This window comes from Conexibacter woesei DSM 14684 (genome assembly GCF_000025265.1).
GTDB classification, from domain to species: Bacteria; Actinomycetota; Thermoleophilia; order Solirubrobacterales; family Solirubrobacteraceae; genus Conexibacter; species Conexibacter woesei.
Window position 1 is genome coordinate 4217808 of record NC_013739.1, and the last position, 23591, is coordinate 4241398.

Sequence of the window (23591 nt, forward strand, 5' to 3'; positions counted from 1 at the left end):
GCGTATGGTCATACCATACGAATGAAGCCTACGTCCAACGATTTCCAACAACCCGCCGGCGTCGAGATCTGCGAGGTCGGCCCGCGCGACGGGCTCCAGAACCATCCGACGCTCCTCGGCGTTCGTGACCGCATCGAGCTGGTCGAGCGCCTCTCCCGCACCGGCGTGCCGCGGCTGGAGACGACCTCGTTCGTGAACGAGCGGCGCGTCCCGGCGATGGCAGGCGCCGACGAGGTGGCGAAGGGCCTCGCCCGCTCGCCCGGCCTCCGCCGCGCCGCGCTCGTGCTCAACGAGCGCGGCTACGAGCGGCTCGCCGCCGCGGACCTCGACGAGGTGCACGTCGCGTTCGCCGCGAGCGAGGAGCTCAACCGCCGCAACCAGAACGCCTCCCCCGCGCAGTCGTGCGCGGCCGCGCTCGCGATCGTCGAGCGCGCGCACGCGGACGGGCGCAGCGCCAGCGTCACGATCGCGGCGGCGTTCGGATGCCCGTTCGAGGGCGTCGTCGACCCGGGCGTCGTGCTCGACTACGCCGCCCGCGTGATCGACGGCGGCGCCGACGAGGTCGTCTTCGCCGACACGATCGGCGTCGGCGTGCCGGCGCAGGTCCGCCGGCTGGTGGCCGGCGGACGCGCATGCGGCGGGCGCGTCGGCGTGCACCTGCACAACACGCGCAACACCGGCTACGCGAACGCGTACGCCGCGCTCGAAGCGGGCGCGCAGCTGCTGGACGCCTCGATCGGCGGGCTCGGCGGCTGCCCATTCTCACCCGGCGCGACCGGCAACATCGCGACCGAGGACCTCGTGTACCTGCTGCACGGCGAAGGGGTCTCGACCGGGATCGACCTCGACGCGCTGATCGAGGTCTCGATCTGGCTCGAGGGCGTTCTCGGCACGGACCTGCCGGGCCAGCTGCACCGCGCCGGCGGCTTCCCGCCGCCGGTCATGACCACCGCAAGCAGAGGAAGCAAGAGATGAGCACGGAGAGCCAGAAGCTCGAGGGCAAGGTCGCGATCATCACCGGGGCGGGCCAGGGGATCGGGTTGGCGATCGCGCGCCGCTACGCGCGGGAGGGCGCCAAGGTGGTGCTCGCCGACATCAACGCCGAGCGCGTGGAAGCCGCCGCGGACGCGATCGCGTCCGAGGGCTACGATGCGCTTGCCGTCCCGACCGACGTCGCCAGCAGCGACGAGGTCGACCGGCTCTTCGACAGGACGCTCGAGACGTTCGACGACGTCGACATCATGGTCAACAACGCCGCCTACACGGCCGATGCGATCCGCCACGTGCTGGAGGCCGACGAGGCATGGTGGGACCGCATGATCGACGTCAACCTCAAGGGCCACTTCCTCTGCTCGCTGCGGGCCGCGCGCATCATGGCGCCCAAGCGCTCCGGCGTGATCATCGCGACGTCGAGCGGCGGCGCGACGAAGTCACATCGCGGGATGGTGCCCTACGACGCGTCCAAGGGCGGGATCGAGGCGCTCGCGCGGGCGCTCGCGCTCGACCTCGCGCCGTACGGCATCCGCGTCGTCACGCTCGTCCCCGGGCTGATCGCACCGAACCGCACCGACGTGCCGCAGGAGCTGCTCGACGCCACCGACGCGACGGTGCCGCTCCAGCGCGCCGGCCTGCCCGAGGACCTCGCCGGTCCCGCCGTCTTCCTCGCATCCGACGACGCGGCGTACGTGACGGGCGCCAAGCTCGTGGTCGACGGCGGCGTGCTCGCGCAGCAGCGCTCGCCGCAGGTCGAGCGCTTCCCCGTCTCGAGCTTTCCGGTCGTTCCGGAGCGCGAAGCGGCGTGAGCGACGTGACGCCACGCGCCGTCGTCGTCCTCGCGCACCCCGAGCCGGACGCGTCGTTCAACGCCCACCTCGCGCGGCTGACCGCACGCACGCTCGTGGAGCGCGGCTACGAGGTCGAGACGTCGGACCTCTACGCGACCGGCTTCGATCCGCTCGAAGCGCCGGAGCACTACGCCGTCCGCCACGACCCGGACTGCTTCCGGCCCCAGACCGAGCAGCGCCACGCCGCCGACGCGGGACGGGCGCCGGACGACGTGCAGGCGGAGATCGACAAGCTCGACCGCGCCGACCTTCTCGTGCTCCAGTACCCGATGTGGTGGTACCAGCCGCCGGCGATCCTGAAGGGCTGGCTGGACCGCGTCCTCACGTACGGCGGGACCTACACGAGCAGGATGCGCTACGACCGCGGGCGCTACCGTGGCCGCCGCGCGCTGCTGTCGGTGACGACCGGCGGGCCGCAGGAGACGTTCGCGTACAACGGCCGCAACGGCGACATCGACCTGCTGCTGTGGCCGATGTGCTTCTCGTTGTACTTCGTCGGCTACGCGGTGCTGCCGCCGTTCGTGGCGTTCGGCGTCGAGTCCGGCGTCCTCTACTCCGACGCCGACGCCGTGCGGGCGCGGCTTGCCGGACACGAGGCCGCGCTCGTCGAGCGGCTGAGGACGATCGAGGCGACCGAGCCGATGGCGTTCAGCGGCTGGGAGGACTGGGACGAGGACGGCCGCCTGATCCCGGGCGCGCCCGGCCACACGCAGTTCATGCGCGCCCGTCCGTAGGCGCGCCGCCCGGCTCTCCGAGCGCCAGCGACCGGCCGGCGCCGATGCGGCGGCCGACAGCGTGCGTGCGCTCTGACCCCGTGCCGTCGGTGACCGCGACGACGTCCAGCTCCAGCTCGCCGCGCGAGACCGTCAGCTCGACGTCTCCCGCGTCGCCGACCGCGATCGTGCCCCAGGCGGTTCCGGCGACGAACGGGAAGCGCCCTGCGCGGCCGCGCAGGGCGATGCGGCGGGCGAGCGCGTCGTAGCGGAAGCCGGTCAGCGCCTCCAGCACAGACCAGCCGGACATCGCGCGGGCGTAGTGGTCGCCGCACTCGATCTCGTTGTAGGGGTTGCGCCGCGTGCCGTCGTGCCGGCGGCGAACCGCCTCGACCAGCGCCAGCCCCTCGTCCTCCAGCCCCTCGTCGATGCAGTGCGCGGCGACGGCGTACTCGACGCCGCTCCAGACCTCGTCGCAGTACCGCAGCGGGACGTCCGGCCGGCCGCCGCGCGGCCACGAGCAGACGACGAGCCCGCTGTCCTCGCCGTCGGCGAAGACCCGGTGGCCGGGCGGCTGCTCGTCCGCGACGCGCGCGCCGAAGCCCTCTCGCAGATTGTGGGCGACGATCGCGCGCAACGCGCTGCGGACGCGCTCGGGGTCGAGCAGGTGCCCGAGCTCCAGCTGGTGCGCCCACCACTGGCCCAGCAGCTGGTCCGACAGGCAGCCGTCGCCGAAGTCGTGCGGCTCGCCGGTCACCGGCTGCGCGTAGTACTCGCCGTTGAACAGCTTCTCGTAGCCGCCGCGCGCCTGCTCGAAGCGGACGCGGTAGCCGGCCGCGCCGGCGACCCCGAGCCGCAGCGCGATCTCCTCCATCGACCGCAGCGCCGCCAGCCAGAGGCCGCCGATGAGCAGATTCGGTCCGTGCAGTGCGATGTCGTACGTGCACGGCTGCTCGCCGCGCAGCACGCCGTCGCCCGCGCTGTTCCAGGTGCGGTCGACGTGGTCCATCAGCCGCACCAGCGCGTCCCAGCGGTCGGCGAGCCACGCTTCGCCGCCGCCCTGCCGCGCCTCGCGATAGGTCTTCAGGACCGCGCCGAGCATCCCGTCGAGCGCCGGCGCAGCCGGCCCGCCGATCGCGACCCCGTGCAGCTGGGGCAGCCACAGCGGCAGCACGACGCGGTGCGGCAGCGAGCCGTCGTCGCCGAGGACGTGGTCGAGCTCGACCTCGCGCATCGTCCGCGCCAAGCGGGGGAACAGCCGCGAGAGCGCCTGCTCGTAGTTGTAGACGTGCGTGCACGTGAGCGGGCAGGAGCCGCCCCAGTCGCCGTTCCAGTTCGTCGTCGACGCGCCGAGGCCGCCCTCGAAGCCGTAGCAGCGGCCGTCGCCGGTGACCATCAGCGTCGGCGACCGGATCAGCGACGCCTGCACGTCGAGCAGCTCCCGCACCGGCTGCGGCAGCGTGGCCGTCGCGGTCGACTGCGCCCACGCACGCGACGCCGCCAGCAGCTCGTCGCGTTCGCGCGCGTGGTGGCCGAGCACTTGCAGCACGCCGCGGTGCCGCTCGGCGTAGGCGTTGCCGAGCCACAGCCGGTGGCGGTTCAGGCCGCGCTCGGGGCCGAACTGGTCGAAGTCCGCGAGCCGGTTCGGCAACCACCAGGCGTGCACGACCTCGATCGTCGTCTCCTCCCCGGGCGCCAGCGCGAACGGCAGCGCGAGCCCGCCGCCCCAGGTCGTCCCGGCCGGGCTCGCGCCGACCGGCCCCGGCGGCGGCTGGTGGTCGCGCACCGCCGCGCGCACCGCCTCCGGCGAGAAGTCGCCCCGCTGGCTCGGCGCGAGCAGCTTCAGCGTCTGCGCGATGCGCAGCGCGTCGGCGACATCGGCGAAGCGCGGCAGCGGGACGCACGGCGCCGTCGAGGACAGCGCCATCTCGCCGAAGCGCGGGTCGTCCTCCGCGAGCGACGGGTTGTCCATCACGACCGCGGTCCGCTCGCCATCGCGCACGATCCGGTTGACGTTGCCGCCGAGCACGCTGCAGCGCCCGTCGCGGAACTCCGTCAGCCCGTCCCAGCCGATCAGGTTCGGCAGCGTCGCGAGCAGCCAGCCGTGCAGCTGCTCCGTGCCGCTGTTGCGCAACCGCGCACTGAAGACGACGAGCGGCAGGCCGCTGTCGGCGTCGTCCAACGGGACGAACGGCGTGTGCGCCTCCAGCTCGACCGCCAGCGGAAGCTCGGGGTCGTCGAACGCCACGCGCGCGAACGGGTAGGCGACCGACAGCGCGCTGCTCGCCATCGGCGGCCAGACGGCGAGCGGATCGGTCAGCCCGTCCGGAACGTGGTCGTCGTCCACGCACGGCGCGGGGTCTGCGGCAGCCGGCGGCGGCGCGGTCTGCAGGACCCGGCGCACGTCGGCCGGCGGCTCGATGCAGCAGGCGCGCACGGCGAACAGCGCGCCGGGCGCGAACGCGGTGTGATTCGGCCGGCCGTGGAGCTGCCACTGGCGCAGCGAGCCGTCGCCGTGCAGCGCGACGTGGCCCGCGCCGACGCCGCCGAGCGGCAGCGCCGTGGCGCGGCGCGCGTCGCCCGCGAAGCGGGAGTTGGTCGGCTCGTCGGTCACTGCGCCTCCTCCTAGATCCACCATGTCTCGGCCGTCTGCTCGGACCACGCGCTGCGCGCGACTGCCCGCACCCACGCGGCGCGCGGCTGCGCGCCGTCGAGCCGGCACCCCACACGCACCGGGAGCACCTCGCCGGGCGCCAGCTCCAGCTCCAGCTCGTCGCGCTCCAGCACGACGCCGGACGCACACAGCGACACGTGCACGCTGCTCGCGTCGCGGCCGCGGTTGGCGACAGCCGCGATCAGCTCCTCGCCGCTGCCGCCCGCCAGCGTCAGCTCGAGCGCGTCGGCGAAGTCGACGACGACCGCCAGCGTCGCGCCGGCGACCGGTGCCACCGGCAGCTCGACGGCCAGCTCCTCCCAGGCGACGCGCACGGTGCCCTCGCTCAGCCGCGGAAGCTGCTCGGCGACGAGCACGCCGCGCTCGTTCACGGCGCCGTCGATCGACGTCTCGCCGAGCGCGAGCGAGACGTGCGCCGCGACCGGCTCTCCGCGCAGCATCGCCTTGACCTTCACGCGCGGGCGCGCGGAGATCGCCGCGAGGCCCGACAGCCATGCGCCGTTGTGGAGGATCCAGTCCTCGTTCGTCAGATGGGCCGGCCGGTCGGCGAGGTCGTCGAGGTGCACGAGCTGGAACTGCGGCGTCGCCGAGAAGCCGTTGGCGATCGATCCGGCGATCCCGCTCAGGACCTCGACCGCGTGCTCGCCGACGCCGGCGATCATCGACACGCCGCGGTGCCCTCCCTCGCCGTCGGGGACGCCGGCGTTGGCGCCGGCGATCCATTGCAGCTGACGCACCGCGAGCGCTTCGAGCGCCGGGTCCTGGAGCTGGCGGGCGAGCACCATGCAGGTGCGCGCCATCCGCGCGTACGCGCCGTTGAAGCCGTGCCACGCCGGGCCGAAGAAGCGGACCTCGCCCTCGCAGTCGCCGAGCGGCAGGATCGAGAACGGCGACAGCGCGCACGCCGGCTTCAGGTAGCCCTCGGCGTAGCGCCGCAGCAGCGCGCGCCAGCGGTCGGCGTCCGCGTCGTCGGGGAACAGGTCGAGCAGCGCGGCGACGCCGCTCAGCTCGTCGGGCAGGACCGCGCCGCAGTTGTAGCCCCAGCCGACGTGCTCCCAGGCGCGTTGCGCGAGCGTCCCGTGCGCCCACGCGCGGAAGTGCCCGTACAGGCCGTGGGTGTGCTCGCTCGGATCGAGGCGCTGACGCTCCGCCACCGCGGCCGCGTAGGCGATCGCCGCCCGGCGATAGCGCAGGTCGTTCGTCCCGCGGTACAGCTCCGCGCCCGCGGCCACGAGCACCAGCAGGTCGCGCGTGCGCAGCTCGGCCGGCGGGAGCCACGGCGGGTACTGCCCGAAGATCGCGCGCGTCGCGGCGATCTCGTCGCGCACCGCGTCGGCCGGCCGTTCGGCGCGCTCAGTGCACCACGCCCAGCCACGCTTGGCCGCCTCCAACGGCGGACCGGCGGCGAGCGTCTGCGACGCGCGCGCCAGCGCGAGCGTCGCGAGCGCGCAGAGGTGCCAGACGGTGTGCTCGCGCGCGATGTAGTGCTCGTTCATGAACGAGCCGTCGTCGCGCTGGCAGGCGGTCAGGTACTCCGCGCCGTGCGCGAGATGCGCGCGCAGGCGCTCGGCCTCGAGCGCCGGCAGCGCCGCGCCGAACGTCTCCAGCGCGTCCGCGAGCCCGAGCACCATCACGGCGTGGCTCTCGACGCCGCGCCCGTCGAACGCGCAGTCCTGCCAGCCGAGCTTGCCGCCGACGCGTGCGTCGAGGTTGTCGGCCGAGCACAGCAGCAGCGTCGCGGCGACGAGCGCGTCGGCGGCGATCTCCAGTGTCGCGTGGGAGCTGCCGAGCGTCAGGCGGTAGCGGCCGGGCTCGCGCAGCGCGCCGAGGTCGGCCGTCCACCACCTGGTGCCCCACAGCTCGCCCCACGGCGTGACCGTCAGCTCGGCGAGCGGGCCGTCCCCGGAGCGCTCCTCGCGCGACACGACGAGCGGCCCCGGGTCGACGCCGGGCGCGTCGCCCGCGTCCGCGCGGACGACCACGACCTTCGGGTCCTCCGGGCGCAGGCCGAGCTGGGAGACGAGCAGGGACGCCACGCTCAGCCCTTGATCCCGGACATCTTCACGCCCTCGACGATCCGTCGCTGCAACACGACGAACAGCACGATCGTCGGCACCGACGCGATCACGGCGGCCGCCATCAGCAGGTTCCACTTGACGGTGTACTGGCCCTGGAACTGAATCAGCCCGATCGGCACGGTCCACATGTCGGAGGAGTTGGTCACGATCAGCGGCCAGAGGAAGCGGTCCCAGTTGCCGATGAAGTAGATGATGCCGAGCGCCGAGAGCATCGGATACGAGGTCGGCAGCACGATCCGGAAGAACGTCTGGAGCGGTCCGAGCCCGTCGATCGTCGCCGCCTCGCGCAGCTCCTTCGGGAAGCTCATGTAGTACTGCCGCATCAGGAAGATCCCGAACGCGTGCGGGATCCACGGCACGATCATGCCCTGGTAGGTGTCGATCCAGCCGAGCTCCTTCGTCAGCTGCAGCAGCGGGACGATCAGCGAGTAGAACGGCACCATCATCGTCGTCAGGATCAGCATGAAGACGACGTTGCGACCGCGGAAGCGCAGGCAGGCGAGCGCGTACCCTGCCATCGCGTGCAGGATCAGCGCGACGGCCGTCACCGTCACGGCGACGATCAGCGAGTTGAGCATGTAGCGCGCGAACGCGACCTCGCTGAAGACGTCGAGGTAGTTGCTCCACTGCGGGTCGGCCGGCAGCAGTCTCGGCGGGTACTGCAGCACCTCCGCGTTCGTCTTCAGCGACGCCGACAGCATCCACGCGAACGGGAAGAACATCACGAACGCGATCACCGTCATCGTCACGCGCACGAGCCAGATGCGCGAGGTCGCGCTACTCATCGCGCAGCCCTCCCTTGAAGACCCGCAGCTGCACGAGCGTGACGACCATGATGATCACGAACAGGACGACGGAGGCGGCCGAGGCCGGGCCCATCTTCAGGTATCTCAGCGCCTGGTCGTAGATGTAGTAGACCTGGACGTAGGTTGCGTGGTCCGGGCCGCCCTTGGTCATCACGAAGATCTGGTCGAAGTCCTGCAGCGCCGTGATGACGCTCATGACGGTGACGAACAGGATCGTCGGACGCAGCAGCGGCAGCGTGATGCTGCGGAAGCGCCGGACTGCCCCGGCGCCGTCGACGCGGGCCGCCTCGTCGTACTCGCGCGGGATGTCGAGGATCCCGGCGAGGAAGATGATCATGAAGTAGCCGACCTGCTTCCAGGCCGACACGATCACGACGACGAAGAGCGCCTGGTCGGTCGAGCCCAGCCACGCCTGCTTGGGAATCCCGACGAGGCCCAGCAGCCAGTTGGCGAAGCCGTAGGAGGGCTCGAACACGAACTGCCAGACGACGGCGCCGACGACGAGCGGCACCGCCATCGGCAGGAAGTAGATCGAGCGGAAGAAGCGCGCCTCGGGCAGCCGCTGGGCGACGAGCAGCGCGAGCAGCAGCGCCCCGCCGGTCACGAGCGGGACGTACAGCACGACGTACATGGCGCTGACCCGCAGCGACTTCCACCAGGTCGGGTCGTCGAACAGGTAGCGGTAGTTGTCGAGCCCGACGAACTCCTTCTCCGGCGTGACCCCGTTCCACGCGAACAGGCTCATGTAGACCGTGAAGAGGATCGGTCCCGCATAGATCAGCGCGAGCCCGAGCACGTCGGGTGCGAGCAGGAAGAACGCGGCGCGGCGCTCGCCGCGCGCGCTCGACCAGGCACGTCGAGGACGGCGCCGCCGGCCGCGCGCGCGGCCGGCGGCGAGCGCCTCGGGGGCGGAGTCCGTCACGAGCCCATGAGCTCCTTGAGCAGGCTCCCGTCGGGACTCGCGAGGTAGCTGTCGATCGCCTTCGCGGCGTCCTCCGCCGCCCGCTCGGGCTCCGCCTTGCTGAACATGACCGCCTGCAGCGCGTTCGTGACGGCGGTCTGGATCTCCGGCGGGTACGCCGGCTCCGCACGCGTGCTCGGCCAGATCCGCGTGAACTCCGGGATCGGCGCCTTTCTGAACGCGGGCAGCGTCTCGAGCGTCGCGGTGACCGATCTGCGCGGCGAGAGCACCGTCATCGCCTTCGTCAGCTCGACGGCGTTGGCCGGGTTCTCGCCGAACAGCCAGACGGCGAATCTGCGCGCCTCCTCGGCGTGCTTCGTCGCCGCGCTGACGGCGGTGTACCAGCCGCCGAACGCCGCGAGCGATCTCCCGCCGGCGGTCGGCGTCGGCAGCGGCGCCGCGCCGAGCGCGACGTTCGGGTACGTCGTGCGGTAGTTGCCGACGACCCACATCCCGAGCGCCGCCATCCCGGCCTTGCCCTGCGCCAGCTCCTCGCCGAAGGGACCGGACGACTTCGGCGCCGCGAGCCCGTCCCGCACGAGGTCGCCCCACAGCGCCAGTGCCTGCACGCCGGCAGGCTCGGCGATCGTCGCGTGGCTGTAGTCGGCGCTGACGACCTCGCCGCCGCCCATCCACAGGAACGGCCACCAGATGAAGTTCTGGAACACGTCGGGGGCGGTCGGCAGCATGATGCCCCAGCGCGTGTCGGTCTTGATCTTGGCCGCGACCTCCTTCAGCTCGTCCCACGTCTTCGGGGGCTCGAGCCGCAGTCTCTCCATCAGGCGCTGGTCGTAGAGCAGGCCCTGGACGCCCATCTCGTGCGGGACGCCGTAGACGTCGCCTCTGAGCGTGATGCCTCTCAAGCTCTGCGGCAGGAAGTCGCTCTGCTCCTTCGGCGTGAAGGTGTCGCCGAGCGGCAGCAGCAGCTGCTTCGGCGCGAAGTTCAGCAGCGTCGCTGCGCTGACCCAGAAGACGTCGGGCCCGGAGCCCGCCGACAGCGCGGTCGTGATCTTCTCGGCCAGGTACTGGTCGAACGGGAAGGTCTGCATCACGACCTTGACGTTCTGCTGCTCGCGGTTGTACTTCGCGACGAGCTGCTCGAGCACGGACTTCGTGGCCGGGTCCTCGTACTTCCAGAACTTCAGCGTGACCTTGCCGTCCGCGCTGCTCTCCCCGTCGTCGCCGCAGGCGGCGAGCAGCGGTGCGGCGACGGAGACCGCGAGCCCGGAGGCGGCGATCCGCGCGAAGGCGCGTCGCGAGACGCGCGGACCTCCGCCGGGCGCGGCCCCGGCGGCGTCCATGCGCGACGTCTGACGATCTGGCGACATCTCTCCTCCTGCTCTCGTGGACCGAGCCGCTGACCGTTTCGGGGGGAATCTGAAATCGGTTTCTCAGCGCCGCTCGCCACCGTAATCCACACAACGATTCCGTGTCAAGCGTGTTTTGAACACTTCCCGCTTGACGGCCTCTTTCGGCTCTGACTATGATTGCCGGCATGACGCGAAATCGGTTTCACGCACCGTGAGCAGAGCTGCCGTCGGCATCAGAGACGTCGCCCGTCGCGCCGAGGTCTCCCCCGCGACCGTCTCACGCGTGCTCAACGACGACCCGAACGTCGGCGAGCAGTACCGGCGGCGGGTGCTGGAGGCCGTCACCGCGCTCGACTACCGGCCCAACCGGCTCGCTCGCAACCTGCGCATGCAGCGCTCGGCGACGATCGGCGTCGTCGTCTCGGACATCGAGAACCCGCACTTCAGCGAGACCGTCCGCGCGGTCGAGGACCTCGCCTACCAGCGCGGCTACCGCGTCCTCGTCTGCAACACCGACGAGTCGCCCGGCAAGCAGCGCGCCTACCTCGGCCAGCTCACGGACGAGCGCGTGCTCGGCGTCATCCTGTCTCCGTCGGACCCGGGCGGCGCCGAGATCACGGAGATGATCGACGCGGGCATTCCGGTCGTCGCCTACGACCGCGAGGTCGAGGATCCCCGTGCGGACGTCGTGATCGCCGACAACGTGCGCGCCGCCTGGGCGGCGACGCAGCTGCTGATCGACGCCGGTCATCGCGACATCGCGTACGTCGGCGGCCGTCGCGAGGTCGAGACCGGCGCCGAGCGTCTCGACGGCTTCGAGCTGACGATGCGCGCGGCCGGCCTCGTGCCGCGTTCGGCCGACGGCGACTTCAAGGTCGACCGCGCCCGCACCGCGGTCGGGGCGCTGCTCGCCGAGCCTGACCGGCCGACGGCGCTCGTCGTCGGCAACAACCTGATGACGATCGGGGCGCTCGGCGCGATCCGCGACCACGCGATCCGCGTGCCGGACGACATCGCGCTGGTCGGCATCGACGACCCCTTCTGGGCCGAGTTCGTCGACCCGCCGCTGACGACGGTCGCGCAGCCGATCCGGCGGATGGCGGCCGACGCGATGGAGCTGCTGCTCGACCGCGTCGCCGGGACGCGGACCGAGCCCCGCCGGATCGTCCACGACTTCGAGCTGCGGCGCCGCGTCTCGTGCGGCACCGCAGCTCGCGACTGACCCACAAGGAGGAGCGATGGCCCGCATCGCCGTCATGTCCGTTTCCGACGGCCGCGAGTCCGTGCACCGAGAGGTCGAGGCGTTCGGCCTCGACGTCCAGCGCCGGATCGTCGCCGCGCTGCAAGCGCGCGGCCACGTCGTCATCGCGGCGCCGGACGCCGTCTGGACGAACGACGGCGCGGTCGTCACCGCACGGCGCCTGGCGGACGCGCGCCCGGACCTGACGCTCGTCAACATCCCGGTCTGGGCGTTCCCCCACTTCACCGTGCTCGCGGCCTCGCAGACGCCCGGGCCGCTCGCGCTCTTCTCCACGGTCGACCCGAAGTACCCCGGGATGGTCGGGATGCTCGCCGCGGCCGGGGCGCTCGATCAGCTCGGCCGGCTCCACGGCCGTGCCTGGGGCGACATCGAGGACCCGGCCGTCGCAGCGCGACTCGCTGCGCTGATCGGCGCCGCGGAAGCGGTGCAGCGGCTCAGCGGGACGACGTTCGGACGCATCGGCGGGCGCCCGATGGGGATGTACACCGCCGTCTCCCCCGCCGACGAGTGGATGCGGCGCTTCGGCGTGGACGTCGAGGAGATCGACCAGTACGAGCTCGTCCGCCGCGCCGAGCAGGTCGACCCCGCCCGTGCGCGCGACGGGCGCGCGTGGCTCGAACGGCACGCCGCGGAGGTCCGCTACGACGGCGACCGGCTCACGCCCGAGCTGCTCGAGCGCCAGATCCGCGTCTACCACGCGATGCGCGAGCTGATCGACGAGCGCCACCTCGACTTCGTCGGCATCAAGGGCCAGCCCGAGCTGACCGACCACTACTGCACGATGGACGTCGCCGAGGCGTTCCTGAACGACCCGTACGACTGGGAGGGGCCGAAGGAGCCGACCGTCTGCGCGACCGAGGCGGACATGGACGCCGCACTGACGATGCAGCTGCTCAAGCCGCTCGGCGGCGACCTGCCCGTGCTGTTCGCCGACGTCCGCCACCATCACGCCGACCTCGACGTCTGGGACCTCTGCAACTCCGGCCAGCACGCGACGTGGTTCGCGGAGCGGTCAGCCGACGCGGCCGAGAACATGGCCAAGGTGCAGCTGCTTCCCGGCGACTTCTACTTCCCGGCCGGCGGCGCGTCGGTGCATCACATCGCGGCCGCGGGCGAGATGACGTTCGCGCGCCTGACGCGCAAGGACGGCAGCTATCGGATGCAGGTGCTGCGCGGTCGCTTCGAGCGCTTCGGCAACGAGACCGACGAGCGCTTGGCGCGGGCGTCGACATACGCCTGGCCGCACGCGTTCGCCCGCTTCGACGTCGAGGCCGACGAGCTGCTGGCGCGCTACGGCTCCAACCACATCCACGCGATCCCCGGCGACCACGTCGACGCGCTGCGCGAGACGAGCCGGCTGCTCGACGTCGAGTTCGACCGGCTGGGGGCCTGAGTGCGCGCCGGCGCGCTGCTGGGCGTCGACGTCGGGACCGCCAGCTCGAAGGCGGTCCTCGCGCGCCCCGACGGCACCGTGCTCGCGGTCGCCGAGACGCCGCACGAGCTGTCGCTGCCGCGGCCGGGCTGGGCAGAGCACGACGCCGAGCGCGTCTGGTGGGCGGACCTCGTCGGGCTGTGCAGAACGCTCGGCGCCGACGCGCTGGCCGAGGTCGAGGGCGTCTGCGTCAGCGGCGTCGGGCCGTGCGCGCTGCCGTGCGACGCGGACGGCCGCCCGCTGCGCCCGGCGATCCTCTACGGGATCGACACGCGCGCGACCGCGCAGATCGCCGCGCTGGAGCGGGAGCTGGGCGCCGAGGCGATCCTCGCGCGCTGCGGCTCGCGGCTGTCGAGCCAGGCGGTCGGGCCGAAGCTGCGCTGGCTCGCCGAGCGCGAGCCCGAGGTGTGGCGGCGGACCGCGCGTCTGCACATGCCGAGCTCGTTCGCGGTCCAGCGGCTGACCGGCGAGTACGTGCTCGACCACCACTCCGCCAGCCAGTGCGACCCCCTCTACGACATCGAGGCGTCGGACTGGGCGCACGACTGGGCCGCGACGGTCGCGCCCAACCTCCCGCTGCCGCGCCTCGCCTGGCCGGCGGAGGTCGCGGGCGAGGTCACCGCCGCGGCGGCGAGCGAGACCGGCCTGCGCGCCGGGACGCCCGTCGCCGTGGGCACGATCGACGCCTGGGCGGAGGCGTTCAGCGTCGGCGTGCGGCGGCCCGGCGACCTGATGCTGATGTACGGCTCGACGATGTTCTTCGTGCAGGTCCTCGCCGCGCCGCGGCGCGACCCGTCGCTGTGGACGACGGCGGGGGTCGAGCCGCACAGCCGCTGCCTCGCCGGTGGGATGGCGACGGCCGGATCGCTGACCGCGTGGCTGCGCGAGCTGGTCGGCGAGCCGTCGTGGGAGACGCTGCTGGCGGAGGCGGAGGCGACGCCGCCCGGTGCGGACGGCCTGCTCGTGCTGCCGCACTTCGCGGGCGAGCGGACGCCGATCCTCGACCCCGACGCACGCGGGACGGTCGCGGGCCTGACGCTGCGTCACGGGCGCCCGCAGCTCGCGCGCGCAGCGTACGAGGGCATCGCCTACGGCGTGCGGCACAACCTCGAGACGCTCGCCGCCGCCGGCGGCGGCGAGCGCCGGATCGTCGCGGTCGGCGGCGGCACGCGCGCCCCGCTGTGGCCGCAGATCGTGAGCGACGTCGCGCAGACGGTCCAGCAGCTGCCCGAGCAGACGGTCGGCGCCGCCTACGGCGACGCGCTGCTGGCGGCGATCGCGACCGGCCTCGCGGAACCGGCGGACGACTGGACCCGAATCACCGGCGAGCTGCGGCCCGACGCGGCCGTCGCCGAACGCTACGACGAGCTCTACACGGCATATCGCGACCTGTACGCGGCGGCCGCGCCGGTGAACCACCGGCTGGCCGCGATGCAGACGCGAGGAGAGGCGAACAGAGATGGCTGAGATCGAGATCCGCGGCGTCACCAAGCGCTACCCGGACGGCACCGTCGCGATCCGCGACCTCTCGCTCGAGGTCGGAGCCGGCGAGCTGATGATCCTCGTCGGACCGTCGGGCTGCGGCAAGTCGACCGCGTTGCGGATGGTCGCCGGCCTGGAGCCGATCACCGAGGGCGAGCTGCTGATCGGCGGCCAGCTGGTCAACGACCGGCCGCCGAAGGAGCGCGACATCGCGATGGTGTTCCAGAACTACGCGCTCTACCCGCACATGACGGTCGAGCGGAACATGGGCTTCGCGCTCACGGTCGCGAAGGTCCCGAAGGCCGCCGTCGCCGAGCGCGTGCTGGAGGCGGCGCGCATCCTCGACCTCGAGGAGCACCTCGGCCGGCGCCCGGGACAGCTGTCGGGCGGTCAGCGCCAGCGGGTCGCGATGGGGCGCGCGATCGTGCGCGACCCGAAGGCGTTCCTGATGGACGAGCCGCTCTCCAACCTCGACGCGAAGCTGCGCGTGCAGATGCGCGTCGAGATCGCGCAGCTGCAGCGCCGGCTCGGCACGACGACGCTGTACGTCACGCACGATCAGACGGAGGCGATGACGCTCGGCGATCGGGTCGCCGTCCTGCGCGGCGGCGAGCTGCAGCAGGTCGCGACGCCGGCGCAGCTGTACGACACGCCCGCGAACGTCTTCGTCGCCGGCTTCATCGGCTCGCCGCCGATGAACCTCTTCGACGGAACGCTCGCCGACCGCGCGGTCGACACGCCGCTGGGGCGGCTGTCGCTGCCGGAGCCGCTGTGGGCGGCGGCCGGCGGCGAGGCGGCCGCGGCCGCGAGGCGCGCCGTCTCGGTCGGGATCCGGCCCGAGTCGTTCGCGGATCCGGCGCTCGGGGCACCACCCGCCGGCGCGGTCGAGGCGCAGCTCGACGTCGACCTCGTCGAGTCGGTCGGATCGGACCTCTACGTGTACGCGCGCGCGAACGCGACCGCGCTCGTCGCGCGGCTTCCGCCCGCCAGCGCCGCGGCGGCCGGCAACCCGATCCGCCTCGCGGTCGCGCCGGCCGCGGTGAAGCTGTTCGACGCGGAGAGCGGCCGAGCGATCCGGGCGTGAGCGGCGCGACGGCGGTCGGCTACGTCGCCCGGCCGCCCGGCGAGACGAGCCCGCTCTCGTAGGCGAGGATCACGGCGTGGACGCGATCGCGGACGCCGAGCTTGCTCAGCACCCGGCGGACATGGCTCTTGACGGTCGTCTCCTCGACCGCGAGCGCGTCGACGATCTCGCGGTTGGAGAGGCCCTGCGCCATCAGCAGGAGCACCTCCTGCTCGCGCGGCGTCAGCTCGGACAGGCGCGCATCCGACGACGGCCGCAGCACCGGCTGCTCGACGAGGCGGTCGATCACGCGGCGCGTCACCGACGGCGACAGCAGCGCGTCGCCGGCCGCGACCGTGTGGATCGCGCGCCGGAGGTCCTCTGGCGAGCTGCGCTTGAGCAGGAAGCCACTCGCGCCGGCGCGCAGCGCGCCGATCACGTAGTCGTCCTCCTCGAACGTCGTCAGGATCACGACCTTTGCGGCCGGCACGCGGGCGATCAGCTCACGCGTCGCCGCGATCCCGTCGAGGACGGGCATGCGCACGTCCATCAGCACCACGTCGGGACGCTGATGGACGGCGCGGCGCACTGCGACGTCGCCGTCGGCGGCCTCCCCCGCCAGTTCGAGCGTCGGATCGCTCGAGAGGATCAGGCCCAGCCCGCGCCGCACCAGCTCGTCGTCGTCGACGAGCATCACGCGCACCGGCGCGCTCGGGGGCGTGCTCACGCGCCGTCCTCCGCGCACGGCAGCGCCGCGCGCACACGGAAGCGGCCACCGTCGCGGCCAGCGTCGAACCGTCCTCCGAGCAGCTCGGCACGTTCACGCATGCCGGGGATGCCGTGCCCGCCGCCGGCGCGCGTCGCCGCCCGTCCGAGCACCGGGTTGGCGACGGTCAGCCGCAGCTCGCCGTCGCGCCGCTCGATCGTGACGTCGGCGCTGCCGCTGCCGTGGCGGGCCGCGTTCGTCAACGCCTCCTGGACGATGCGGTAGGCGGCGCGGTCGACGGCCGACGGCAGCGGCCGCTCGCCGGCGACGCGCGCGACGAGCCGCAGGTCGAGCCCGTCGGCGCGGTGGCGGTCGACAAGCTCCGGGATCCGGTCGACGCCCGGCTGCGGCGTCAGCGCCGCCGCGCCCTCGCGCCGCAGGCGCCCGAGGATGCCGTCGAGGTCGTCGATCGTCGTGCGCGCGATCGTCTCGATCGACGCGATCGCCTCCAGCGCGCGCTGGGGCTGCGTCGCGAGGACGGTTCGCGCCGCGCCGGCCTGGATCAGGATCGAGTTGATCGCGTGACCGGCGGAGTCATGCAGCTCGCGCGCGATTCGCGAGCGCTCCTCGGCGACCGCCAGGCGCTGCTCGCGTTCGCCGCGCTGGCGCGTCAGCCGGCGGCGGTCGATCACGAGCCAGCCGCCGCTCCACAGCAGCGCGGTCAGCAGGTAGTCGCCGGGCTCCGGCCCGAAGCGGACCCAGGCGAGCGCCACGAAGGCGGCGAACGCGGCCAGGGTCGGGATCGCGACGCGCACGAGATCGGGACGACGCGGATGATCGGCGAGCGTCGCCAGCGCGATCACGGGGCCGACCGGCTCCAGCACCGAGTAGTCGAGGCCGACCGTCGCCACGGAGGTGGCGAGCGCGATCCCGAGCACGGCGACAGGGGCGCGGCGGCGCCACAGCAGTGGCAGCGCCATCAGCAGGCACAGCGCGACGCCGAGCGCGTCGACGCCGCGCGCGACGTCGGCCTTCTCGCCGAACGACTGGCTGCCCAGCTGCACGAGCGTGATCGCGAGCACCACGAGCGCGAGCGCCGCGTCGATCGTCCGCCGCCGCGCGGTCGGAGAGAGGCTGTTCGCGAGGCGGGCCACGGCCGAAGCGTAGCCCCGGCGCCAGCCGTCCGGAACCTTCCACGGGAGGACGGCGCTCATCCCGTGGGAGGAGGGCGAATCTCGCTCCGGCGGACGTTTCGGCGCCGCCGTGGCGCCCATAGCGTCGCCGGCCATGAATGCGATCCCCACATCCTCTCCGCCGCCGGACCGCACGGGCCGCTCGATCGCCGCGCTCACGCGTTGGGTGCTCGGCCACAAACGCCTCGTCATCGTCTTCTGGGCCGCGCTCACGCTTGCAGGCTTCTACGGCTCGATGCAGGTCACCGACGCGCTGACCGAGGACTTCACGATGCCCGAGAGCGCGAGCACCGTGACGAACGACCGGATCGCGGAGCGGTTCAGGTCAGGCGGCGAGGTGCCGCCGCTGGTGGCGGTCGTCACGCTGCCGCAGGGCAGACGCGCGACAGCGCCGTCGGTGCGGGCTGAGCTGCGCGGCTTGGAGCGGACGTTCGAGGCGGCGCTGCCGGGCGCGCGCGTCGCCTCCTACGGCTCGACCGGCGACACGGCGTTCTTGTCCGGCGACGGCCGCACGGCGTTCGCGGTCGTGCACCCGCCGGCCGCCGCGATCGAAGGCGGTGGACCCGGCGGCGGCGAGATCGGCGCCGAGACGCTGAGAAGAGCCGAGCAGGCGGCCGCCTCCGCCGACGTGGGCGGCGCCGACGTGCGGCTGACCGGCAACGCGCTGCTGGCGCGCGAGGCGCCCGGCGGCGGCGGGCCGAGCTTCTTGAACGAGACGCTGATCGCGGGCGCCGCCGCACTCGTCGTGCTGGCGTTCGTGTTCGCGTCGGCGCTCGCGCTCGTGCCGCTGCTGATGGCGGTCGTCGCGATCCCGGTGACGCTGCTCGCCGTCTGGGGCATGACCGCGGTCACCGAGGTCAACATGGTCGTCGTCTTCCTCGTCGCGCTGATCGGGCTCGGCGTGGCGATCGACTACGCGCTCCTGGTCGTGATGCGCTGGCGCGAGGAACGCGACCGCGGGGTCGAGAACGAGGAGGCGATCCTCGCGGCCGCCGGGACGGCCGGGCGCGCCGTGCTGTTCAGCGGGACGACCGTCGCCGTCGGTCTGCTCGCGGCGCTCGTGCTGCCGGTCCCGTTCCTGCGCTCGATGGGGCTCGGCGGCCTGCTGATCCCGCTCGCCTCGGTCGTCGTCGCGCTGACGCTGCTGCCGGTCGTGCTCGCGACGATCGGGCCGCGTGCCGACGCCCGCCGCCTGCGCAGCACCGACCGCGCCGACCGCCGCTGGGCGGCGTGGGCGCGCCTGGTCGTGCGACATCGCGTCGCCGCCGCGCTCGGCGGCACCGCGATCCTGCTGGCGCTGTGCGCCGTCGCGACCGGGATGCTGCTCGGCAGCCCCGAGGCCCGCTCGCTCGGCGGCACGGGCGATCCGCGCACCGGCCTGCAGCAGCTCGAACGCTCCGGCGTCGGCGCCGCTCCGCTGGCGCCGGTCGAGGTGCTGACGCCGGCCGGCGAGGCGCAGCGGACGGCCGCGCGGCTCGCGGACATCGACGGTGTGCGCGCGACGAGCGCGCCCGGCGGCAGCTGGCGCGCTGATGGGCAGGCGGTCGTCGAGGTGTTCACGACCGCGGACCCCAACTCGGGCGACGGGCGCACGACCGTCAAGGCGATCCGCGCTGCGGCGTCCGACCTGCCGGGCACGCGCGTGGGCGGCTCGACGGCGCAGACGATCGACTTCGTCGACGGCGTCTACGGCTCGTTCCCGCTGATGCTCGCGCTGATCTCGGCGATCACGTTCGTGCTGCTGGCGCGCGCCTTCCGCTCGATCGTGCTGCCGCTGAAGGCGATCGCGATGAACCTGCTGTCGGTCTTCGCCACCTGGGGCGTGATGACGCTCGTGTGGCAGCACGGCTTCGGCACCGACCTGCTGTTCGGCGCCGACGCGACCGGCTCGGTCGAGTCGTGGGCGCCGGTGATCGTGTTCGCGTTCATCTACGGCCTGTCGATGGACTACGAGGTCTTCATCCTCGCGCGGATGCGCGAGGAGTACGACCGCACCGGCTCCACCGACGAAGCGGTCGTGCGCGGCATGGCTGGCACCGGCCGGCTCGTCACGAGCGCGGCGCTGATCGTCTTCCTCGCCTTCGCCTCGATGGCGACCGCCGGCGAGCTGGACCTGCAGATGCTCGCGACGGGCCTTGCGGCCGGGGTCGTGCTCGACGCGCTCGTGGTGCGTTCGCTGCTGGTCCCGGCGACGGTCTCGTGGCTCGGGAGGTGGAACTGGTGGATGCCTGAGCGAGCGCGACGTCTCCTGCGGCTGGAGGGGCGTCGCGCGATCGGCGACGCCCCTCGCTCGCCGGAGCTCAGTGCGTCACGTGATTGAACGTGGCGATGCCACGGTAGGTGCTCAGCCCGAAGCGCCCGGAGGCGAACGCGCTGTCGGTCACCGTGACTGCCGGCGACGCCTCGTTGTCGAAGTACACCGACATGCTGCTGCCGCTGACGACGACCCGGAGGCGGTAGGAGGTGCCGAGCTGGATCGTTCGGTTGGCGGAGCCGAGCAGCGTGTATCCGGGCGCCAGCTTGAACAGCTTCACCTTGCCCTCTTCGCGATCGAAGTTGGCGATGTAGCTGGCGCTGAACGGGTTCGCGCCACTGCGGAACACGAGCCCTGCGGCCTGCGCCGTGTCGAGCCGGATGTCGGCCTGGTAGGTGAAGTTGGTGCCGGTCGTCGACGAGACGTAGACGCCGTCCTCTGCGTCGCCGGTCAAGCCGGCGGGCTGCTCGGTCCAGGACGTGCTGTTGCCTGTGGCCGAGAAGGAGCCGAGCGTCGTCTCGAACCCGGTCGACGGGGATTGGACCGTGTGGTTGAAGCGAGCCGCCCCGCTTCTGCCGTCGTTGTACACCCCGATTCCGAAGCGGCCGCTCGCGTACGAGCTGTCCGTCACATCGATCGACGGTGACGACTCGCCGTTGAAGTAGACCTTGATTCTCTGGTTCTTCGTCACCACCTTGAGGTGATACGTCGTGTTTGCGGCGATGGTCTTCGTCGCGGACGCGATGAGCGTGTAGGGATTGACCTTGAACAGCTTCACCTTGCCTTCCACGCGATCGACGCTCACGAAGTAGCCGCCACCCGTGTAGGGGTTCGGCGCGCTGCGGAACACGAGCGCCCCGGAGCGGGCGGTGGTCAGCGTGACGTCGGTCTCGTACGTGAAGTTCGAGCCGGAGCGGCTCGACATGCGGACGGCGTCCGTGGACGTCCCCGTCAGGCCGTTCGTACCGGTCGTCCAGGTGGACGCGTCGCCGTGCGAGGTGAGTCGCTTCAGGTTCGAGCTGAACCCGCTGCTGTACACCGGGACGTTGACGTCGTCGGCGTTGATGTGGCCCCACCCACCGGTTGCGCCGTCGTAGATGCGGACGTATGCCTGCCGGCCGGCGTACTTCGTCATGTCCCACACGACCCAGCGCATCTTCTCGGCGTTGGTGCCCGTGGCCTTCTCCAGGACGGTGCCGCTCGCGACGTCGACGACGGCGACGTACAGGTTGGCGGCGTCGTTGCCGCCGCCGACCTTCAGCCGTGCGTCGCCGGGCGCGATCGTGAACGTCGGCGAGCGAAGCTCCCCGACCGCCCCGTCGCCGGCCAGCTTGTGGCCCCACAGCAGGTAGTCGCCCTGCTTGTTGAACGGCTCGTTGGAGCCGCCGACGGCCGTGTTCGCGTTGACGACCGCGCCCGCGCCGAACGCCGTGCCGCTCGTGACCGTCCAGCCCGAGAGGTTGCCGCTCTCGAAGTCGTGATTGCTGAACGTCGTGTTGGGCGTGTATGAGACCGGCAGCTCGCCGACGGTCTCGGCCGAGGCGGCGGAGTACGGCCCTTGCGCCGTGGCGCGGATGAGGAACGGCTGGATCTTCTGCGGGTCGTCGTCGGCGAACGTGAACGCGAATCTCTGCGTCGCACCCGAGGCGACTCTCCCGGAGAAGGTGCCGGACGACAGCGTGGCCCCGACGGCCGCAAGCGTGCCGGAGACGGTCGCGCTCGCCGAGCCGTCGTTCGTCACGCTGACGGTGCCCGCGAGGGTCGCCGGATCGGCAGTCACCGTGACGGCCAGGCTGTCCGCGAAGTCGACCTGAAACGTCCGGTCCTCGCCGGCGATCGTCGACAGGTCGCGCGTGACCGTCCGACCGCCGTACGTCGCGCTGATCGTGCCTCTCTGGCCACGCGGGAGCGTCGACAGCGTGAGCTCACCGCTCGCGTTGGTCGAATGGGTCGTCGTCGTGTCGAGGTCGACTCTGACGGAGGCCGAGACCGCCGCACCGGCGTTCTTCGTCACGACACGGACCACCGGCGCGCGCTCCACCTCGCTCAGCCCGCTCAGCCAGCCGCCGCTGTGGACGATCCAGTCCTCGTGCGTAAACGTCACCGGCGCGTCCATCAGCGGCTCCGGATAGTCGAGCGTGAACTGCGGCGTGGCGCTCAGCCCGTTGGCGATCGAGCCGTCGATGCCAGACCAGGTCGGGACGTAGTGCGTCCCCACGGCGTCGATCATCGAGATGCTCTGCCGCTTGCCGCCGAGCATCGTGCCAGCGTTCAGGCCGCCGACCCACTGCATGTTCGCGTCGGCGATCTCCTGCAGCTCGACGTCGTCGAACATGCGCGCAAGCAGCATCGCGTTCTTGGCGATGTTGCCGTACATGCCGTTCGTGCCGTGCCACGTCGGCCCGAAGAAGCGCACCTCGCGGTCGTACATGCCCAGCGGGTAGATGCCGAACGGGCTCAGATCATGCGTCGGCTTGAGGAATCTGTCCTTGTAGACCCGGAGGATGTACCGCCACTTCAGCCAGTTCGGGTCGTTGGGGAACTGCTCGACGAGCTTGACGAGGCCGAGGATGTGGTCGGGCAGGACGGCGCCGTTGTTGTAGTACCACGCGCCGTGCTCCCATGACTTCTGAAAGATCTCCTCGTTCGTCCAGGCGTAGAAGTTGCCGTACATGCCCTCGACGGCGTTCGTGTAGTCGAGGAACTGGTTGTCGTACACCTGATCCGCGTAGTTCAGCGCGATCGTCTTGAACGCCGTGTCTCTGGTCACTCTGAAGAACTCCGTCGCACCCCAGACGAGCAGCAGCTTGTCGCGCGTGCGCAGCTCCTGCGGCGGAAGCCACGGGCTCCGCTGTCCGTACACCTGGCGGGTGTCACCGACCTCCGCCGCGGTTTCGAGCTTGGTGAACTCGGGCCGGCTCATCGCCCAGTCCCAGCCCGCCTGTGCCGCTCTGAGGTAGCCGGCGTCTCTCGTGACCTCGTACACCTGCAGCAGCGCGATCGTGGCGAGCAGCGACTTGTGCCACGTGACGATGTTGGGATAGAAGTAGTACTCGCTGCAGAACGAGCCGTTCGGCTTCTGGCACGCGACCATGTAGTCCGCGCCGTGGCGCATCTGGTCGAGGAACCGGCCCTCGTCCGTCGCCGAGAGTCTGTCGCCGTAGGCCTCGTACGCGTCGATCAGCCCGTAGAGCAGCGTCGCATGGCCCTCTACGCCGCGCAGGTCGGTGCCGCAGTCCTGCCAGCCCAGCTTGCCTCTGATCCGCGGCTCGAGCTGGTCGACCGAGGTCTTCAACAGCGTCTGCGTGCGGAACAGATCGGCCTGCAGCGAGAATCTGTCGGACTGCTTGGACAGCGAGGGAACGTCGATGTAGTAACTGCCCGCCGTCTTGAACGAGCTGAAGTCCATCGTCCAGTACGCCTCACCCCACTTCTGCCCCCAGTAGGTGACGTTGCCCGTGAACACCGTCGCGTCGGTGGTGGCGTTGCGCAGCTGGAACGTCCCGAGTCTGTCCGTCGTGGGGTTCGTGCTGACGATGAACGCCCGTTTCGTCTCGTCGCTCTTGTAGCCGATCTGCGCTTCCAGGATCGAGAAGTCGGCGGGGTTGATGACGGCCTGCGCGGAAGCCGTCCACATGGCCAACGACGCGAGCACCACAGCCGCGAGGAAGCCGGCCGTCTTGTGCAGCTGATTGCGCATTCTCTCTCTCCAGGATTGGGGGGACGAACGGCTTGCGAGCACTCGCGCTGCTGTGAAATCGATTTCACAAGAATTATAGGTGGACACCGCACGTCAGTCAATACGGCGCTACCG

At 71.9% G+C, this 23591-nt stretch carries 16 protein-coding genes; 8 read left to right on the top strand and 8 right to left on the bottom strand.

Features of this window, described 5'->3' with window-relative positions; genetic code table 11:
- The first annotated feature begins 21 nt into the window (after positions 1 to 21).
- Genes CWOE_RS19935 through CWOE_RS19945 form a run of 3 tightly spaced genes read left to right on the top strand, consistent with a single transcriptional unit; the run spans position 22 to position 2578 of the window.
- Positions 22 to 975 (top strand): hydroxymethylglutaryl-CoA lyase, encoded by a 954-nt coding sequence (locus tag CWOE_RS19935; protein ID WP_012935444.1) that lies wholly within the window; start codon positions 22 to 24, stop codon positions 973 to 975.
- Complete coding sequence (locus CWOE_RS19940; RefSeq protein ID WP_012935445.1) at positions 972 to 1802, top strand: SDR family NAD(P)-dependent oxidoreductase; 831 nt, start codon at positions 972 to 974, stop codon at positions 1800 to 1802. Before CWOE_RS19935 ends, CWOE_RS19940 begins: the two co-directional genes overlap by 4 nt.
- Positions 1799 to 2578: an NAD(P)H-dependent oxidoreductase gene (locus CWOE_RS19945; RefSeq protein WP_012935446.1), complete on the top strand. Its 780-nt coding sequence runs from the start codon at positions 1799 to 1801 to the stop codon at positions 2576 to 2578. Before CWOE_RS19940 ends, CWOE_RS19945 begins: the two co-directional genes overlap by 4 nt.
- On the opposite strand, the gene CWOE_RS19950 is transcribed toward CWOE_RS19945, so the two are convergent.
- Genes CWOE_RS19950 through CWOE_RS19970 form a run of 5 tightly spaced genes read right to left on the bottom strand, consistent with a single transcriptional unit; the run spans position 2559 to position 10404 of the window.
- Complete coding sequence (locus CWOE_RS19950) at positions 2559 to 5171, bottom strand: GH116 family glycosyl hydrolase (RefSeq protein ID WP_012935447.1); 2613 nt, start codon at positions 5169 to 5171, stop codon at positions 2559 to 2561. The genes CWOE_RS19945 and CWOE_RS19950 overlap by 20 nt on opposite strands.
- Before the next feature lie 11 nt (positions 5172 to 5182).
- Positions 5183 to 7267, bottom strand: coding sequence for a glycoside hydrolase family 9 protein (locus CWOE_RS19955; RefSeq protein ID WP_012935448.1), 2085 nt, complete (start codon positions 7265 to 7267; stop codon positions 5183 to 5185).
- 2 nt (positions 7268 to 7269) lie between these two features.
- Positions 7270 to 8094: a carbohydrate ABC transporter permease gene (locus CWOE_RS19960; RefSeq protein WP_012935449.1), complete on the bottom strand. Its 825-nt coding sequence runs from the start codon at positions 8092 to 8094 to the stop codon at positions 7270 to 7272.
- Complete coding sequence (locus CWOE_RS19965; protein WP_012935450.1) at positions 8087 to 9037, bottom strand: carbohydrate ABC transporter permease; 951 nt, start codon at positions 9035 to 9037, stop codon at positions 8087 to 8089. The genes CWOE_RS19960 and CWOE_RS19965 overlap by 8 nt, the downstream gene beginning before the upstream one ends.
- The gene (locus CWOE_RS19970) at positions 9034 to 10404 is read right to left on the bottom strand and encodes an ABC transporter substrate-binding protein (protein ID WP_012935451.1); all 1371 of its coding nucleotides are present in this window, start codon (positions 10402 to 10404) and stop codon (positions 9034 to 9036) included. The genes CWOE_RS19965 and CWOE_RS19970 overlap by 4 nt, the downstream gene beginning before the upstream one ends.
- A 193-nt stretch (positions 10405 to 10597) precedes the next feature.
- Here CWOE_RS19970 and CWOE_RS19975 point away from each other — a divergent pair, with 193 nt between their 5' ends.
- The 4 genes from CWOE_RS19975 to CWOE_RS19990 are packed head-to-tail and all read left to right on the top strand — an operon-like array spanning position 10598 to position 15645.
- Positions 10598 to 11608 carry a LacI family DNA-binding transcriptional regulator gene (locus CWOE_RS19975; RefSeq protein ID WP_012935452.1) on the top strand — a complete coding sequence of 337 codons (1011 nt, stop codon included), beginning with the start codon at positions 10598 to 10600 and terminating at the stop codon, positions 11606 to 11608.
- A gap of 16 nt (positions 11609 to 11624) precedes the next feature.
- Positions 11625 to 13040 (top strand): L-fucose/L-arabinose isomerase family protein, encoded by a 1416-nt coding sequence (locus tag CWOE_RS19980; RefSeq protein WP_012935453.1) that lies wholly within the window; start codon positions 11625 to 11627, stop codon positions 13038 to 13040.
- Entirely contained in the window at positions 13041 to 14546 is a 1506-nt protein-coding gene (locus CWOE_RS19985; RefSeq protein ID WP_012935454.1) for an FGGY-family carbohydrate kinase, read from the top strand.
- Positions 14539 to 15645, top strand: coding sequence for an ABC transporter ATP-binding protein (locus CWOE_RS19990; protein WP_012935455.1), 1107 nt, complete (start codon positions 14539 to 14541; stop codon positions 15643 to 15645). Before CWOE_RS19985 ends, CWOE_RS19990 begins: the two co-directional genes overlap by 8 nt.
- 19 nt (positions 15646 to 15664) lie before the next feature.
- On the opposite strand, the gene CWOE_RS19995 is transcribed toward CWOE_RS19990, so the two are convergent.
- The gene (locus tag CWOE_RS19995) at positions 15665 to 16351 is read right to left on the bottom strand and encodes a response regulator (RefSeq protein ID WP_012935456.1); all 687 of its coding nucleotides are present in this window, start codon (positions 16349 to 16351) and stop codon (positions 15665 to 15667) included.
- On the bottom strand, positions 16348 to 17484 hold the full coding sequence (locus tag CWOE_RS20000; RefSeq protein ID WP_160165537.1) for a sensor histidine kinase: 1137 nt from the start codon (positions 17482 to 17484) through the stop codon (positions 16348 to 16350). Before CWOE_RS20000 ends, CWOE_RS19995 begins: the two co-directional genes overlap by 4 nt.
- 133 nt (positions 17485 to 17617) lie before the next feature.
- On the opposite strand from CWOE_RS20000, the gene CWOE_RS20005 reads away from it, so the two are divergent.
- Positions 17618 to 19843 carry an MMPL family transporter gene (locus CWOE_RS20005; protein WP_012935458.1) on the top strand — a complete coding sequence of 742 codons (2226 nt, stop codon included), beginning with the start codon at positions 17618 to 17620 and terminating at the stop codon, positions 19841 to 19843.
- Here the strand turns inward: CWOE_RS20005 and CWOE_RS20010 are convergent.
- Complete coding sequence (locus CWOE_RS20010; RefSeq protein ID WP_012935459.1) at positions 19824 to 23477, bottom strand: cellulase N-terminal Ig-like domain-containing protein; 3654 nt, start codon at positions 23475 to 23477, stop codon at positions 19824 to 19826. The genes CWOE_RS20005 and CWOE_RS20010 overlap by 20 nt on opposite strands.
- Positions 23478 to 23591: the final 114 nt, after the last annotated feature.